Source organism: Nonomuraea composti (assembly GCF_012034275.1).
Classification (GTDB): Bacteria; Actinomycetota; Actinomycetes; order Streptosporangiales; family Streptosporangiaceae; genus Nonomuraea; species Nonomuraea composti.
This window is the reverse complement of record NZ_JAATEP010000002.1, coordinates 146912-159614: the sequence shown is the minus strand read 5'-3', so window position 1 is coordinate 159614 and position 12703 is coordinate 146912. Positions and strand designations below refer to the sequence as shown.

At 73.4% G+C, this 12703-nt stretch carries 13 protein-coding genes; 5 read left to right on the top strand and 8 right to left on the bottom strand.

What is annotated here, in order from left to right; all coding sequences use genetic code 11:
* Positions 1-9: 9 nt before the first annotated feature.
* The 5 genes from HCN51_RS03560 to HCN51_RS03540 form a co-directional block, all read right to left on the bottom strand.
* Positions 10-873 (bottom strand): alpha/beta hydrolase, encoded by an 864-nt coding sequence (locus HCN51_RS03560; RefSeq protein WP_168006717.1) that lies wholly within the window; start codon positions 871-873, stop codon positions 10-12.
* Positions 874-935: 62 nt separating this feature from the next.
* A complete protein-coding gene (locus HCN51_RS03555; protein WP_168006715.1) occupies positions 936-1904 on the bottom strand; it encodes an alpha/beta hydrolase in 969 nt (322 codons plus the stop codon).
* Positions 1905-2081: 177 nt separating this feature from the next.
* Positions 2082-4343, bottom strand: coding sequence for a tetratricopeptide repeat protein (locus HCN51_RS03550; RefSeq protein WP_168006713.1), 2262 nt, complete (start codon positions 4341-4343; stop codon positions 2082-2084).
* Positions 4344-4440: 97 nt separating this feature from the next.
* Positions 4441-5733, bottom strand: coding sequence for an alpha-amylase family protein (locus tag HCN51_RS03545; protein ID WP_346433518.1), 1293 nt, complete (start codon positions 5731-5733; stop codon positions 4441-4443).
* Between the two features lie 100 nt (positions 5734-5833).
* On the bottom strand, positions 5834-6274 hold the full coding sequence (locus tag HCN51_RS03540; RefSeq protein WP_080037615.1) for a MarR family winged helix-turn-helix transcriptional regulator: 441 nt from the start codon (positions 6272-6274) through the stop codon (positions 5834-5836).
* Between the two features lie 97 nt (positions 6275-6371).
* Between HCN51_RS03540 and HCN51_RS03535 the strand changes: the two genes are divergently transcribed.
* The 3 genes from HCN51_RS03535 (at position 6372) to HCN51_RS57965 (ending at position 7590) form a co-directional block, all read left to right on the top strand.
* Entirely contained in the window at positions 6372-6686 is a 315-nt protein-coding gene (locus HCN51_RS03535) for a hypothetical protein (protein ID WP_168006709.1), read from the top strand.
* 37 nt (positions 6687-6723) lie between these two features.
* Positions 6724-7251 carry a tetratricopeptide repeat protein gene (locus tag HCN51_RS03530; protein WP_168006707.1) on the top strand — a complete coding sequence of 176 codons (528 nt, stop codon included), beginning with the start codon at positions 6724-6726 and terminating at the stop codon, positions 7249-7251.
* Positions 7252-7371: 120 nt separating this feature from the next.
* Complete coding sequence (locus HCN51_RS57965; RefSeq protein WP_206066522.1) at positions 7372-7590, top strand: hypothetical protein; 219 nt, start codon at positions 7372-7374, stop codon at positions 7588-7590.
* Here HCN51_RS57965 and HCN51_RS03520 read toward each other — a convergent pair.
* From HCN51_RS03520 to HCN51_RS03510, 3 genes are read right to left on the bottom strand one after another with little or no spacing between them, the layout of a single operon-like run.
* Positions 7575-8303, bottom strand: coding sequence for an NAD(P)-binding domain-containing protein (locus HCN51_RS03520; RefSeq protein WP_168006705.1), 729 nt, complete (start codon positions 8301-8303; stop codon positions 7575-7577). The two genes, HCN51_RS57965 and HCN51_RS03520, sit on opposite strands and share 16 nt — an antisense overlap.
* Entirely contained in the window at positions 8300-9406 is a 1107-nt protein-coding gene (locus tag HCN51_RS03515; protein ID WP_168006703.1) for an LLM class flavin-dependent oxidoreductase, read from the bottom strand. Before HCN51_RS03515 ends, HCN51_RS03520 begins: the two co-directional genes overlap by 4 nt.
* Before the next feature lie 5 nt (positions 9407-9411).
* Positions 9412-9975 (bottom strand): NADPH-dependent FMN reductase, encoded by a 564-nt coding sequence (locus tag HCN51_RS03510; protein ID WP_168006701.1) that lies wholly within the window; start codon positions 9973-9975, stop codon positions 9412-9414.
* A 216-nt stretch (positions 9976-10191) separates the two neighbouring features.
* On the opposite strand from HCN51_RS03510, the gene HCN51_RS03505 reads away from it, so the two are divergent.
* Together HCN51_RS03505 and HCN51_RS03500 are read left to right on the top strand one after the other, a co-directional pair.
* Complete coding sequence (locus tag HCN51_RS03505) at positions 10192-10608, top strand: VOC family protein (RefSeq protein WP_206066521.1); 417 nt, start codon at positions 10192-10194, stop codon at positions 10606-10608.
* Between the two features lie 185 nt (positions 10609-10793).
* The gene (locus tag HCN51_RS03500) at positions 10794-12347 is read left to right on the top strand and encodes an ankyrin repeat domain-containing protein (RefSeq protein ID WP_168006699.1); all 1554 of its coding nucleotides are present in this window, start codon (positions 10794-10796) and stop codon (positions 12345-12347) included.
* Positions 12348-12703: the final 356 nt, after the last annotated feature.

Sequence of the window (12703 nt, the reverse complement as noted above, 5' to 3'; positions counted from 1 at the left end):
CCGCTCCTGTCAGGCGTGGGCGAAGCGCTGGACGAAGGTGAGGGCGGTGTCGCACACCTCGCGCCAGCCGCTGTCGATGGTCAGCGAGTGGCCGCGGCCCGGCAGCTCGACGATCTCGGTGACGTGGTGCTCGTTGCGGGCCTGCTTCTTGTAGGAGGCGTGGGTGATGGCCCACGGCACGGTGTGGTCCTTCTCACCGGAGATCAGCAGCAGCGGGCCGCGGTGCTCGGCGGTGCTGTCCACCTTGGTCTCGCTCCACGGGTTGAAGTTGGCCACCGCGGCCTGGAACAGCGGCGCCCCCGGGGCCGGGACGGCGAACGTCTCGTACAGGTGCCGGGCCTCCTCCTCGCTGACGGCGTTGGCGAAGGCGTAGCGGAACTGCTCGTAGGTGAGCGGGACGGCGCGGTGGACGTTGGCCGGGTTGGTGAGCACCGGCGCGGCCGAGCGCAGGGACGAGACCGGCAGCGGCAGCACGCCCTGGAACGGGGCGGGGTCGATGGCGACGGAGGCGCACGACAGGCCGCGCCCGGCGAGGATCTGGGTGAGGAGCCCGCCGAAGGAGTGGCCGACGACGGCGGGCCTGCGGTCCAGCTTGCCGATCAGGTCGCCGAAGTGGTCGGCGACCTGGGCGACGGTCTTGTGCGCGAACACCTCGGGGTGGGCGTTCGCCTCGGAGACGGTGGCGGGGTCGTCCGGCCAGCCCGGCGCGACGGGCGCGTAGCCGGCCTCGGCGAACACCTGCGCCCACCGGTCCCAGCTCGTGGGCAGCAGCCACAGGCCGTGCACGAAGACGACCGGGATCCGGCCGGAGGCGTTCGCCTGCTCGATCTGGGCGAGGTCACGGGCGTAGGACGCCTCGGAAGTCGATGACATGGTTCCGTCCTTCGGAAGAGAGGGGTGGGGGCGTGGCCGGGACGGCGGTCGTGGCCGTCCGCTCAGCCTTCGTGCAGGGCGCGGCGCAGCGTGCCGGCGGCCAGCTCGATCGCGGAGGAGGCCGCCTGCGTCTCGCGCAGCGCGTCGAGCATGACGAAGTCGTGGATGATGCCTAGGTAGCGCACGGCGGTCACCGGCACCCCGGCGGCGCGCAGCTTGCCGGCGTACGCCTCGCCCTCGTCGCGCAGCACGTCGGCCTCGGCGGTGATGATCAGCGCCGGCGGCAGGCCGGCCAGCTCTTCCGTGGTGGCGCGCAGCGGGGAGGCGGTGATCTCGGCCCGCTCCTGCGGGGAGGTGGTGTACTGGTCCCAGAACCACCGCATGGCGTCGCGGCGCAGGAAGTACCCCTCGGCGAACCGCTCGTAGGAGCCGGTGTCGAAGGAGGCGTCCGTCACCGGGTAGAACAGCACCTGCCGCACCAGCGGCAGGCCGCCGCGCCGCTTGGCCAGCAGCGTCAGGGCGGCGCTCATGTTCCCGCCGACGGAGTCGCCGGCGACCGCGATCCGGGCCGCGTCCAGGACCCTGCCGGCGCCTTCCTCGACGATCCACCGGGCCGCCGTCCAGCACTGCTCGACGGCGACCGGGTAGCGGTGCTCGGGTGACCGGTCGTACTCGGGGAAGACCACGGCGGCGTCCGCTCCGACCGCCAGCTCGCGTACCAGCCGGTCGTGGGTGTGGGCGTTGCCGAACACCCAGCCCGCACCGTGGATGTAGACGATCACCGGCAGGTCGCCCGTGCTGCCCGCCGGGCGGACGATGCGGGCCCTGACCTGCCCGGTGGGCCCACCCGGGATCGTGATCCACTCCTCGTCCACGGCGGGCTTGGCGGTCGGGCCGGACTGGACGTCGTCGACGGCCTTGCGGCCCTCCTCCGGAGGGAGCTGGAACAGGAACGGCGGCTGCGCGGTCGCCTCGGCGAAGCGGGCCGCGGCGGGCTCCAGGACGGGCCCGAGGGGGACGTGGTCGGTCATGTTCTGCCTGTTCGTCGTGGATGGCGAGATGCATCGGCCGGCAGCGGCGTCATCGGCCGATGTGAACAGCCAAGCAGCCGGCGGCGCCGGCCTCCAGGCAGAACGGAGGCAGAAAACCGTTCCTCCGGGCCTCCAGCGGCCCGGTGCGCCTCCGGGCCTCCAGCGGCCCGGTGCGCCCTACGCCGGGTGGACGGAGAGCTTCGCGCGCAGGCGGTCGGCGCCGGAGTGGTCGAGCGGGATGAGCAGGTCGAGGGCCTGCTGCCAGGTGGTGCCCGCGGCGTTCGCGTCGCCGAGCGCGTGGTAGGTGTCGCCGAGGTGCTCCAGGACCTCGGCCTCGAGGTGCGAGCGGCCGGTGTTGCGGTAGAGGCCGAGGGAGCGCCGGTAGCAGTCGATCGCGCGGTGGTGGTCGCCGCGGTGGTGGTGGACGTAGCCGAGGGTGTCCCACGCCGAGGCTTCGCTGGCCGTCATGCGCTGCTCGGCGAGGAGGGCGACGGCCTGCTCGCCATGGGCGAGGGCGTCGTCGTACCGGCCGAGGAGAGCCTGGTACCAGGCGACGGAGGCCAGCTCCCTGGCCTCGCCGGGCCGGTTGCCCTCGTCGCGGTAGAGGCCGAGGGCGGCGAGGGCGTGGGCGAGGGCGTCGTCGTGCTCGCCGAGCTTGCCGTGCAGCCAGCCCAGGTCGTGGTGGAGGCGGGCCTGATCCAGCGGGCGGGCGAGCGTGCCGGGCGCGCGCAGGAGCGCGCGCAGGCGTTCCTTGGCCTCCCCGGACCGGCCGAGGTGGTGCTCCTGCCGGGCCACCCAGCCCACGACGGCGCTGGCGTACGGCTCTCCGCCGGGATCGCGGCGCACGGCGTCGGCGGCACGGGTCAGGTACGCCAGCGACTCCCGGCCGAGGGACCACGCGTGGTCGATGAAGGTGTCCACGGTGGTCCAGACGAGCTGCCACACGTGGACGTCGAACCCGCCCAGGAGCTCCGCCCGCTGCTGCGCCGCCCAGAAGACCCGCAGCTCCCGGTTGTACCAGGCGGCCGCCTGCTCGCGGTCGTGGAAGACGTCCACGACCGTGCCCGGCTGGACGGGCGGCGGCTCGATGGGCGTGGAGACGACCGGATAGATGATCTGGTCGGCGGCGTGCGCGCTGTGCAGGAGATGGTCCAGCAGCCGGTGGAACGCCTGCCTGCGCTCGGCGGCGCTCTCGTGCTCCTGCGCGGTTTCCGCCGCGTAGACGCGCAGCAGGTCGTGCAGGCGCCAGCGGCCCGGCGCGTGCTCGGTGACCAGGTGGGCGGCGGTGCACTCGTCCAGCAGGGCACGGGCCCGGCGGGCCGGCAGGGCGGCGAGCGAGGCGGCGGCCGGCAGCGTGATGTCCGGGCCCGGGTGCAGGCCCAGCAGCCGGAACAGGCGGGCGGCGGCAGGGCTGAGCGCCTGATAGGACCAGGAGAACGTGGCGCGCGGGTCGATCCCGTCGGGCGTGTGGAAGGCGTCCAGGGTGCCGTGCGCGGCGCGCAGCTCGGCGGCGATGTCGGCGAGCGCGAACGAGGGCCGGGCCGCGGCACGGGCCGCCACGACCGCCACCGCCAGGGGGAGGTGCCCGCACAGCTCCGAGATCTCCGCCACCGCCTGCGGCTCGGCGGCCACCCGGTGCTCCCCCAGCCTGCGGGCCAGGGCCTCCCTGGTCTCGGCGGCCGTCCAGACGTCCAGGGTCAGCGTGCGCGCGCCATGGGTGGCGGCGAGGCCGGTGAGCTGGTTCCGGCTGGTGACGATGGCCAGACAGCCCGGTGTGGCGGGGAGCAGGGGACGGACCTGCTCGCTGTCGCGGGCGTTGTCCAGGACGACCAGCACCCGCCGCCCGGCCAGCTTGCTGCGGAACAGCGCGGCGCGGTCCTCGGTCGCGGCCGGGATCCGGCTGTCGGCGACGCCCAGCGCGAGCAGGAAGCCGCCCAGGACCTGCCCCGGATCCAGCACCTGGTCACTCTGGTCGAAACCCCGCAGGTCCACCCAGAGCTGCCCGTCCGGATACGAGCCCGCGATCCGGTGCGCCCAGTGCAGGGCCAGGGCCGTCTTGCCCACGCCCGCCATCCCGCCGATCGCCCCGATCACCACGGTCCGCGCCCGCTCGCCCTGCTGGTCCAAGAGGTCGAGCGCCTGCCGGAGCTCGGCGCGGCGGCCGGTGAACACCGGCAGCGCGGCCGGAAGCTGGGCCAGCGCGCCCGCACGGGGACGGGGCCGCACCAGGGCGAGGAACTCCGCCCGGTCGTCGGCCGCCAGCTTCAAGCCGTCGGCCAGCGCCTCGGCGGTGCGGCGCTGCGGTGAGCCGACCTTGCCCCGCTCCATGTCGCCGATCGCCCGGACGCTCACCCCTGAGGCGTCCGACAGCTCCTCGATCGTCATCCGCGCCCGCGCGCGCAGCTCCCGCAACCGGGAGCCGAAATCCCGCTCAGCCACTTCGCAAAGCCCCCGCACGACGGTCCCGCCAGGGGCACGATCATCACATGGCGGCGGCGCGCCCCGCCCGGCCGTCTCACATGCCGGTCGCGCCCGCTCACGGCGGGGAGATGACGGCCCAGCCGTGCGGCGCGACCGCCCCGGCGAGGTTCGCCGTGGCGGCGTCGGAGTCCAGGATCGGTGCGACAGGAAGGGGGAGCTCGGCGTCGTCCAGGTTGAGCGCGAGACCGAGCTCATGGCCGTCCGCCGCGAGCGTGATGACGTACTGCCGGTTCCGCAGCACCTCCGCCTGGCTGCGGGCGCGGTGCAGCCAGGGATGCCGGCGCCTGAGCCCGAGCAGCCGCTGGTGGAGCCGCAGGATGCCGGCGTCGGCGGCCTCCACCGTGTCAGGGCCGAGCGGCGGGAAGGCGGGCCTGATCGCGTCGTCGCCGCCGGCCCGCTCCTCCTTGGTCGCGCGGAGGCCGAACTCGTCGCCCGCGTAGACGGCGGGGGTGCCGCCGAGGAGCGCGAGCAGGGCGATGGCGTGCGGCAGGTGGCGGGGGTCGGCGATCTGGCTGGCGATGCGGGTCACGTCGTGGTTGCCGACGAAGGTGGCGGGCGCGAACGTGGCCAGCATCGCGTTGTGCCGCTGCAACGCCCAGTCGAGCTCGAAGAAGTTGTGGTGCTCGATGCTCGACCAGATCGCCTTCCACAGCTCGTACTGGGTGACGGTGTCGGCGGTGCTCTCAGCCACGAACGCGGCGTAGTCGCCGTGAATGACCTCCGCCTCGAACCAGACGTCCGGATGACCGCGGCGCACCTCCGGCAGGACCTCCGCCCAGAAACCGGCGGGGACCTGGTAGGCGGCGTCGAGACGCCACGCGTCCGCGCCCCGGTCGAGCCAGTGCCGCATCACGTCGATCACGTACGCGCGCACGCCGGGCTCGTCGTGGTCGAGCGCGACGAGCTGGTCATGCCCCTCGAACGTGTCCAGCCGGACCCGCCCCCGCTCGTCGGCGGAGCTGCGGAACCAGCGCGTCGCCGCACCGCCCGGCCCCTGCCGCAACGCTTCCCGGACGCGGGGATGATCGCGGCCGACGTGGTTGAAGACGCCGTCGAGCTGGAGCCGCAGGCCGCGCTCGTGGGCCGCCGCGGCGAGCTTGTCGAAGTCACGGTCGTCGCCGAGGCGCGGGTCGATGGCGAAGTGGTCGAGCGTGTCGTACCCGTGCGTGCTGGAGGCGAAGATCGGGCCGAGCGCCACCCCCGACGCGCCCAGCGCCACCGCGTGATCCAGCCAGCCGAGCACCTGCAGCAGCCGGTGCTCGCCGGGGCGGGCGGGGCCGGTGGGCGGCTCGGGGAAGGCGCCGACGAAGCCGAGCGGGTAGATCCGCCACCAGATCGCGTGCTTCACCCAGGTGGGCTCGGGACGCTCAAGGGGCTCAGGCCGGTCTTCGGGCTCAGGACTCACAAGGCGCTCCGGCCGGTTGAGGGGCTCAGGACTCACGAGGGGCTCAGGACTCACGAGGGGCTCCGATCCGGTCGAGGAGCCGGGCGGCGTCGTCGAGGAGGCGCAGCTCGTCCGGGGTGAAGCCGTCGAGCGCGGCGGTGAGCCAGCGGTCGCGCAGGGCCATGTCCTCCTCGAACGCCTTCCTGCCGGCCGGCGTGAGCCGGAGCCTGCTGCGGCGGCCGTCGTCCGGGTCCACGACGCGCTCGATCAGGCCGTCGGCGGCCAGCTCGGCGAACACGCGGGTGAGCGACTGCGGATGTTGCCGCTCGTCCCGGCTGATGCGGGACGGGGTGCTCTCCCCCTCGCGGGCGAGATGGCTGAGCACCGCGATCTTGTTGTTGCTCAGCGCCGACTGCTCCCGATCGACCCGCAGACGCCGCGCGAGCCGCAGCACCGCGGCCCGCAGTCGCGGCGCCATCGCCTCCCGGTAGGTTTCCTCATCCACATTTATTACGCTATCACTTACTAAATCGGGTGAGGGCGGGAGGTGGTGGAGGATGCGGCACCCCTGGCGCGCCGCGACACGGACAGGCGCCGCAACGATGGCGGTGGTACTGCCCGCTTTCTGGTCGATGATGCAACTGCGCACCTGGCTGGCCGTCCCGGTGGACGCGGTGGTGTTCGCCGTCATGCTCGCACTCGCCCTCCCGCGCGGCCTCGCCCGGTTACGGCCCGGCGAGCTGCCGGCGGCGCTGGCGGCCCTCGGCACCGGGACGGCCGTGGCGGCCGGGTGCGGGATGCTCCTCGACCACGCCGACTGGCACCTGGTTCGCGAGGCGGGACCCGGCTCGCGGCCGGCGGGGGTCGTTCGCGCTCCTGACCGCGAAGGTCCGCATGATCCACATCTGGACAGCTAGGCTGACCGCGGTGACCACGACGGTGAAGGAGCCGCGGATGACCGCCGATCCCACGCTGACCCGCATCGGCCATGGCGTGGAGTTACATCACCACCAGGGCCGGCCGGACGCCGCCCGCGAGCTGTTCCAGCAGGTCTGGGACGACATCGGTGGCGAGCAGGGCGATCCCCTGCACGTCTGCGTGCTCGCCCACTCGATGGCCGACGTACAGGATGACGTACGCCAGGAGCTGGAGTGGGACCTGCGGGCGCTGTCCGCCGCCGGGCGGGTCACCGACGAGCAGGTGGCGCAGGCCGGGGTGCCGCTCTCGGTGGCGGGCCTGTATCCGTCGCTGCACCTGAACCTGAGTGAGTGCTATCGCAGGCTGGGTGACCTCGATCGGGCCCGGGAGCATTTCCAGCAGGCCAGAGCCGGGATCGGCGCGCTGGCCGACGACGCGTACGGGCAGCTCATCAAGGACGGCCTGGAGCGGGTGGCCGAGCATTTGGGCGAGACCGTCACCCCTGACGGGGGCGGGTCAGGCGCGGTCGAGAACGAGCAGGAAGGGGCCAGACCGCGTTCTTGACCGCGCGGGTGCGGTGGTGCCGGGCTCGAGAAGTTCGCGCCCCGCACTTTTCAGGGTGCGGGGACGAACAGCTCGCGGTTCACCAGCTTCGTGCTCGCGCCGCCGGCTCCGGCGTTGTCGATGACGACGGTGACGTCGCCCGCCAGGGCCGCGGCCGCGGTGATCCAGCGCGGCCTGCAGATCCTCGGTGACCACTGGGCCTTCCTCGTGCTGCGCGAGATCTTCGCGGGCCGGCACGGCGCCGCGGAGCTACCACCTGACGGAGTCCGGGCGGGACCTGCGGGTGCCCGCGGGCGAGGTGAGCATCCTCATACCGGCACCCCCTACGAAGCGGCCTGACCGCCGCCGCGCGAGCCGAGCACCTTTCCGCCCCGCGCGCCAAGCACCTCCCGGCCGCGCCGCGACTCGGGGAAGCGGTCCAGCATGGCGCGTAGTTCGGCCGCGCCGGCGTTCGCGCCGAACGGTTCCGTGCCCGGCTCCATGCGGACGCCCTCGGCGAGCGGGCCGGCGGTGACCGGGTCGAAGCCGAGGGCGTCCACGATCGAGGCGGCCACCGCCACGTCGTCCGGGTCGTCCCCGGCGACGGCGATGGCGCGGCGGCCGGGCGTGCCGGCGGGGCGGGCGCCTTCCTCCAGGTCGTGGTAGCCCATGTGGTTGAAGGCTTTGACGACCCTGGCGTGCGGCAGGAACGCCTGGACGATCTCGCTGGAGGACGTGCGCGGGTCGGTGAGGTCGTCGCGGACCCCGTCCACGTCCGGCCAGTGGTTCATCGCGTCGAGCACCAGCTTGCCCCGCAGGGCCTCGGCGGGGACGCCGCGATGCTTGCCGAGTGGCAGGGCCAGCACCACGACGTCCGCCTCCGACGCGGCCTCGGCGGCGGTCACCGCGACCGCGCCCGGCGTGACGATCTCGACGATGAGGGAGATCCGCGCGGCCGGCCCCGAGCCCGCGATGAGGACGCGGTAGCCGGCCGCGACGGCGAGCCTGGCCAGCACGGTGCCGACCTTGCCCGCGCCGAGGATGCCGACCGTACGGACAGCACCGGGGGTCACGCGGTCTCCCCGGCGAGGTCCACGGCGGGTTCTGCGGAGGGTTTCGCGGAGGGTTCCGCGGCGAGCAGTTCGCGGACGCGCGGAGCCACCTCGCGGCCCAGCAGCTCGATCGTGCGGGCACGGACGTCGCGGGGCAGGTGCATGATGTCGTACTTGAGGTCGAAGCGGCTCAGGTGGAGATCGCGGGCCACCCTGACGATCTTGCGGGCGACCGTCTCGGGTGAGCCGACGAAGAGCGCGCCGTGCTCCAGCTCGGCCTCGTACCGTTCCCGGTCCGGGGCGTAGAAGCCGCGCTCGGCCGCGAGCGCCTCGACGACCGGCCGCCAGTACCGCCACCACGTCTCGACGGCCTCCTCGTCGGTGTCGGCGACCAGGCCGAGCGAGTGCTGGCCGATCGGCAGCTCAGGGTGGCCGGAACGTTCCAGTGCCGCGAGGTACAGCCGGACATTCCGGGCGAAGCGCTGGGGCCGTCCGCCGATGACGGCCATCATGAGGGGCAGGCCGTGGCGGGCGGCGCGCAGCACCGAGTCGGGGCTGCCGCCCACGCCGATCCAGGTGGGGATGCCGCCCGGCCGCATCCGGGGGTGCAGCCGCTGCCCGGTGAGCGGCGTCCGTACCGTGCCCGACCAGGTCACCTCCTCCTCCCGCTCCAGCTTCAGGAACAGGTCGAGCTTCTCCTCGAACAGCCGCTCGTAGTCGGCCAGGTCGTACCCGAACAGCGGGAACGACTCCGCCGCGGAGGCGCGGCCCAGCACGATCTGGGCGCGGCCGTCCGAGACCGCGTCGAGGGTGGAGAACTGCTGGTAGAGCCGGACCGGGTCGTTCGTGCTCAGCACCGTCACGGACGTGCCGAGCCCGATGCGCCGGGTCGCGGTGGCGATCGCGGCCAGCAGCACCGGGGTCGCCGAGTCGTTGTGCCCCTCCCGGTAGTGCTCGCCCACGCTGAAGACGTCCAGCCCCGCCGCCTCGGCCAGCCGGGCCTCCGCCACGAGCAGGCGCACCGTCCCGGCGTCGTCGAGCACCCGCCCGCCGTCCGTCGCCACCTCCCCGAACGAGTTGAGCCCCAGCTGGAATCCCGCGTTCACGGTTCCTGTCGCGCGCATGGAGGTCAGGCCGCCTGGCGCAGCGGGGCCAGGGCGCGGCTCCAGGCCACGACCTCGTCGAGCATCGTCGCCAGGGTCGCCGCCTGCCGGTCGCCGGCGGCCAGCTCGCTGAAGTCCTGGAAGTCGGTGAACAGGGACAGCGCCACGTTCGTCCGCACGGCGGCGAGCTTCAGCTCACCGCCGATCAGCCGCAGATGCTCGGCGGCCCTGGCGCCACCGACGCTCCCGTACGACACGATGCCGAACGCCTTGTGGTTCCATTCGGCGAACAGGTAGTCGATCGCGTTCTTCAGCACGCCCGACGTGGAGTGGTTGTACTCGGGTGTCACCATGACGAAGCCGTCGAAAGAGGCGATCTTGGCGGCCCACGCCTTGGTGTGCTCGTTCCGGTACTGGCCGTACGCCGGCGGCATCGGCTCGTCGAGGTGCGGCAGCGGGTAGTCCAGCAGGTCCACCAGCTCGTACGTGGCGTCGGTGCGCCGCGAGGCGTGCTCCAGCACCCAGTGCGCCACCTGCTCGCCATTGCGGCCCGGGCGGGTGCTGCCGAGGATGACACCGATTCTGAGCATGACGAAGTCCTTTCACCTTGGACGGGGATGAGCAGCCACGATGGCGTGCGTCTCCTGACTACACGCCCGAGATCGGTCACTTCAATGGAACCGGAGTCACACGAAGGGAACCGACGACACGGCGGCCCGTCCGGCACCGATGAGTTCGGCGGACGCGCGGAGTCTCCTCTTCGGCGAGCCGGGCTTCCACGAGCTCCGGCGGAGAGGAGATCGGCCATGGCAGTGGGCATCTTCGCGGGCATCCCCGTCCGCGACTGCAAGAGCGCGGTCGAGTGGTACACGAAGCTGTTCGGCAAGCAGCCGTCATTCTGGCCGCACGACGCCGAAGCGGTGTGGCAGCTCGCCGACGACCGGTACGTGTACGTCATCGAGGACGCCGCCCGCGCCGGGGGCGGGGTGGGCATGATCTGGGTGGACGACCCCGCCTCCGAGGTGGACCGGATCGCCGAGCGCGGGCTGCGGCCGGTGGACGTGGAGCGGCACGGCGGCGTCAGCAAGTGGGTCTTCCATGACGCGGACGGCAACGAGATGGGCATCGGGGGCGAGACCGCCGCGTCCGTCGCAGGCGAGGCCGCCGCGTCCGTCGCAGGCGAGGCCGCCGCGTCCGTCGCAGGCGAGGCCGCCGCGTCCTGACTCCTCGGCGCGACGGGCGGCGGTTGCCCGCGCGCGCAGCCCGTCACTACTCTGGAGGGAGCGTGCGAGGGCGCTGCCAGTCCGCGGGCAGGGATCTTCCCACCTCGATCAGCGCGTCACCGCACAGGGCGAGAGCCACCTCTTTCCGGCCGGGCGAGCGGACCTCGGCGACGAAGGAGGTCGCGATGCCCGAGCGCCATCCCGAACGCCGTTCCGAGCGCGATCCGGAGCACCACTCCGAGCGGCAGCCCGAGCACCGCTCAGGGCGCCAGCCTGAGCACCACCTCGGGCGCCATTTCGAGTTGCCGGCCCGTCCGAGCCTGGAGTACTACCGCAAGCAGGCGAAGCAGCTGCGGCGTGCCTACGCGGCGGGTGATCCGGCCGCCGTGGCGCGGGCCGTCGACGTGCTCGGCGACCGGGCCGGCGGGCGGTTCCTGCTCAGCGACGCCCAGTTCGTGCTCGCGCAGGAGCACGGGTTCCGCACGTGGGCCGAGTTCCGCGGCCACGTCGAAGGTGATGGCGGCGGCGCTGATCGGCCGGTCTCCCGCCTCATGGGCGTCAGGCCCGGCATCTACGACTCGATGGCCGCCACCCTGCTCGCCGAGCTGCGCCGCGGCGATCCGGGCGCGCTGCGGCGGTTGCGCGCCTACGTCCCCCGGCACGCCGACACGCCCCCCGGCGCCCTGCCCGGGCACGCCGACACGACCCCCGCCACCGTCCCCTCGGACACCGGCACGACCGCCGGTCAGGCTTCCGGTGTGGGCGTCGAGTTGCGGGATGCGCGGCTGGTCATCGCGCGGGAGCTGGGGTTCCCGACCTGGCAGGAGCTCGTGTCGTACACCGAGAAGTCGCGGCGCGAGCTCGGCGAGCGGCGGGAGGCGCGGCGGCGGTTGCGGCGGGAGGTGGAGGCGTTGCTGGCGGGTGACGTCGAGCGGCTGGCCACGCTGACGGCCGGGCAGGCCGACATCCTGCTGCAGATGCTCGCGGGCCCCGAGCCGTTCCCGGGTGTCCGGCTCGGGAAGGAGCTGGGTGTGCCGCGTGCCGCCGCCGAGGTCCTGGTCGGTAAGGCCACCGATCTGGATCTTCCGCTTGTGCAGGCGGCGCGCTCCGGGCGGGTCGCCTGCGTGCGGCTGCTGCTCGACGCGGGTGCCGACGCCGGTGTGCGGAAGTGGGGTGCCACTCCGCTGGAGCACGCCGTCTACCACGGTCACACCGAGGCCGTCGATCTGCTCGCCGAGCGCGCGATCGTCCCTGGCGCCTTGTGGACGTATGCCGCCTGCGGGCGGCTGGACCTGGTGCGGGGCTGTTTCGGTGTGGACGGCGGTCTGCTCCCGGGCGCCGCGACGGCGCGCCCCGACCTCGCCGACACCGGCGCGGGCTTCCCTTCGCGACTGCCGCCGACCGGCGATCCGGAGGAGATCGTCGGTGAGGCGTTCGTGCATGCGTGCCAGCACGGCCGGGTCGAGGTGGTGCGGTGGCTCCTCGATCGCGGCGTGCGTCCGGACGTCGCGCCCTACCTGGGGCGGACCGGCCTGCACTGGGCGATCCTCGGCGGCCGGCTCGGAGTGGCCCGCCTGCTCCTGGAACGCGGCGCCGACCCGTCCGTGCGCGACGACCTGCTGCGGCTGGACGCGAGCGGCTGGCTGGGCATCGCCTACCCGGCCCGCCCGGACGATCCGGTGGCGCAGCGGCTGCGCGACCTGCTCGGCGCCCGAGCACACGGCGGCTTCGCGAACTGACCGGCTCCCGGCAAGGTCCGGAGCGACCATGATCGGCGTCCGAGCGCGCAGCCATTCCGTTCCCCAACGCCCGGCCGCCCGCGACCTGATCGAGCCCCCGTCGCGCAGCGACTCCGTGGGCTGTGCGGGCCGGGGGCGCGGGTGGCGGCAGGTCACGATTCGGCATCAGCCGGGACGTGCCACCTTGACCGCCACCGCCGTTGGCGGGATTGTCTAGGTCATTCGTTGAACCGGTTCGCTAACAGCAGCGGCGGCCGGCCCGTGAGATCCCGGGCCACGTGCCAGCGGAAGCCTGCCCGACAAGCCTTCGAACGCGTGACCCGGCCAACGATGAAGGAGTTTCTGCGGCAAATCGT

What these genes read in the sequence shown, in the direction of transcription:
- HCN51_RS03560 (WP_168006717.1), bottom strand. Translation starts at nt 873, where the DNA reads ATGTCATCGACTTCCGAGGCGTCCTACGCCCGTGACCTCGCCCAGATC.
- HCN51_RS03555 (WP_168006715.1), bottom strand. Translation starts at nt 1,904, where the DNA reads ATGACCGACCACGTCCCCCTCGGGCCCGTCCTGGAGCCCGCCGCGGCC.
- HCN51_RS03535 (WP_168006709.1), top strand. Translation starts at nt 6,372, where the DNA reads ATGGCGGTGGTACTGCCCGCTTTCTGGTCGATGATGCAACTGCGCACC.
- HCN51_RS03530 (WP_168006707.1), top strand. Translation starts at nt 6,724, where the DNA reads ATGACCGCCGATCCCACGCTGACCCGCATCGGCCATGGCGTGGAGTTA.
- HCN51_RS57965 (WP_206066522.1), top strand. Translation starts at nt 7,372, where the DNA reads ATGACGACGGTGACGTCGCCCGCCAGGGCCGCGGCCGCGGTGATCCAG.
- HCN51_RS03515 (WP_168006703.1), bottom strand. Translation starts at nt 9,406, where the DNA reads ATGCGCGCGACAGGAACCGTGAACGCGGGATTCCAGCTGGGGCTCAAC.
- HCN51_RS03510 (WP_168006701.1), bottom strand. Translation starts at nt 9,975, where the DNA reads ATGCTCAGAATCGGTGTCATCCTCGGCAGCACCCGCCCGGGCCGCAAT.
- HCN51_RS03505 (WP_206066521.1), top strand. Translation starts at nt 10,192, where the DNA reads ATGGCAGTGGGCATCTTCGCGGGCATCCCCGTCCGCGACTGCAAGAGC.
- HCN51_RS03500 (WP_168006699.1), top strand. Translation starts at nt 10,794, where the DNA reads ATGCCCGAGCGCCATCCCGAACGCCGTTCCGAGCGCGATCCGGAGCAC.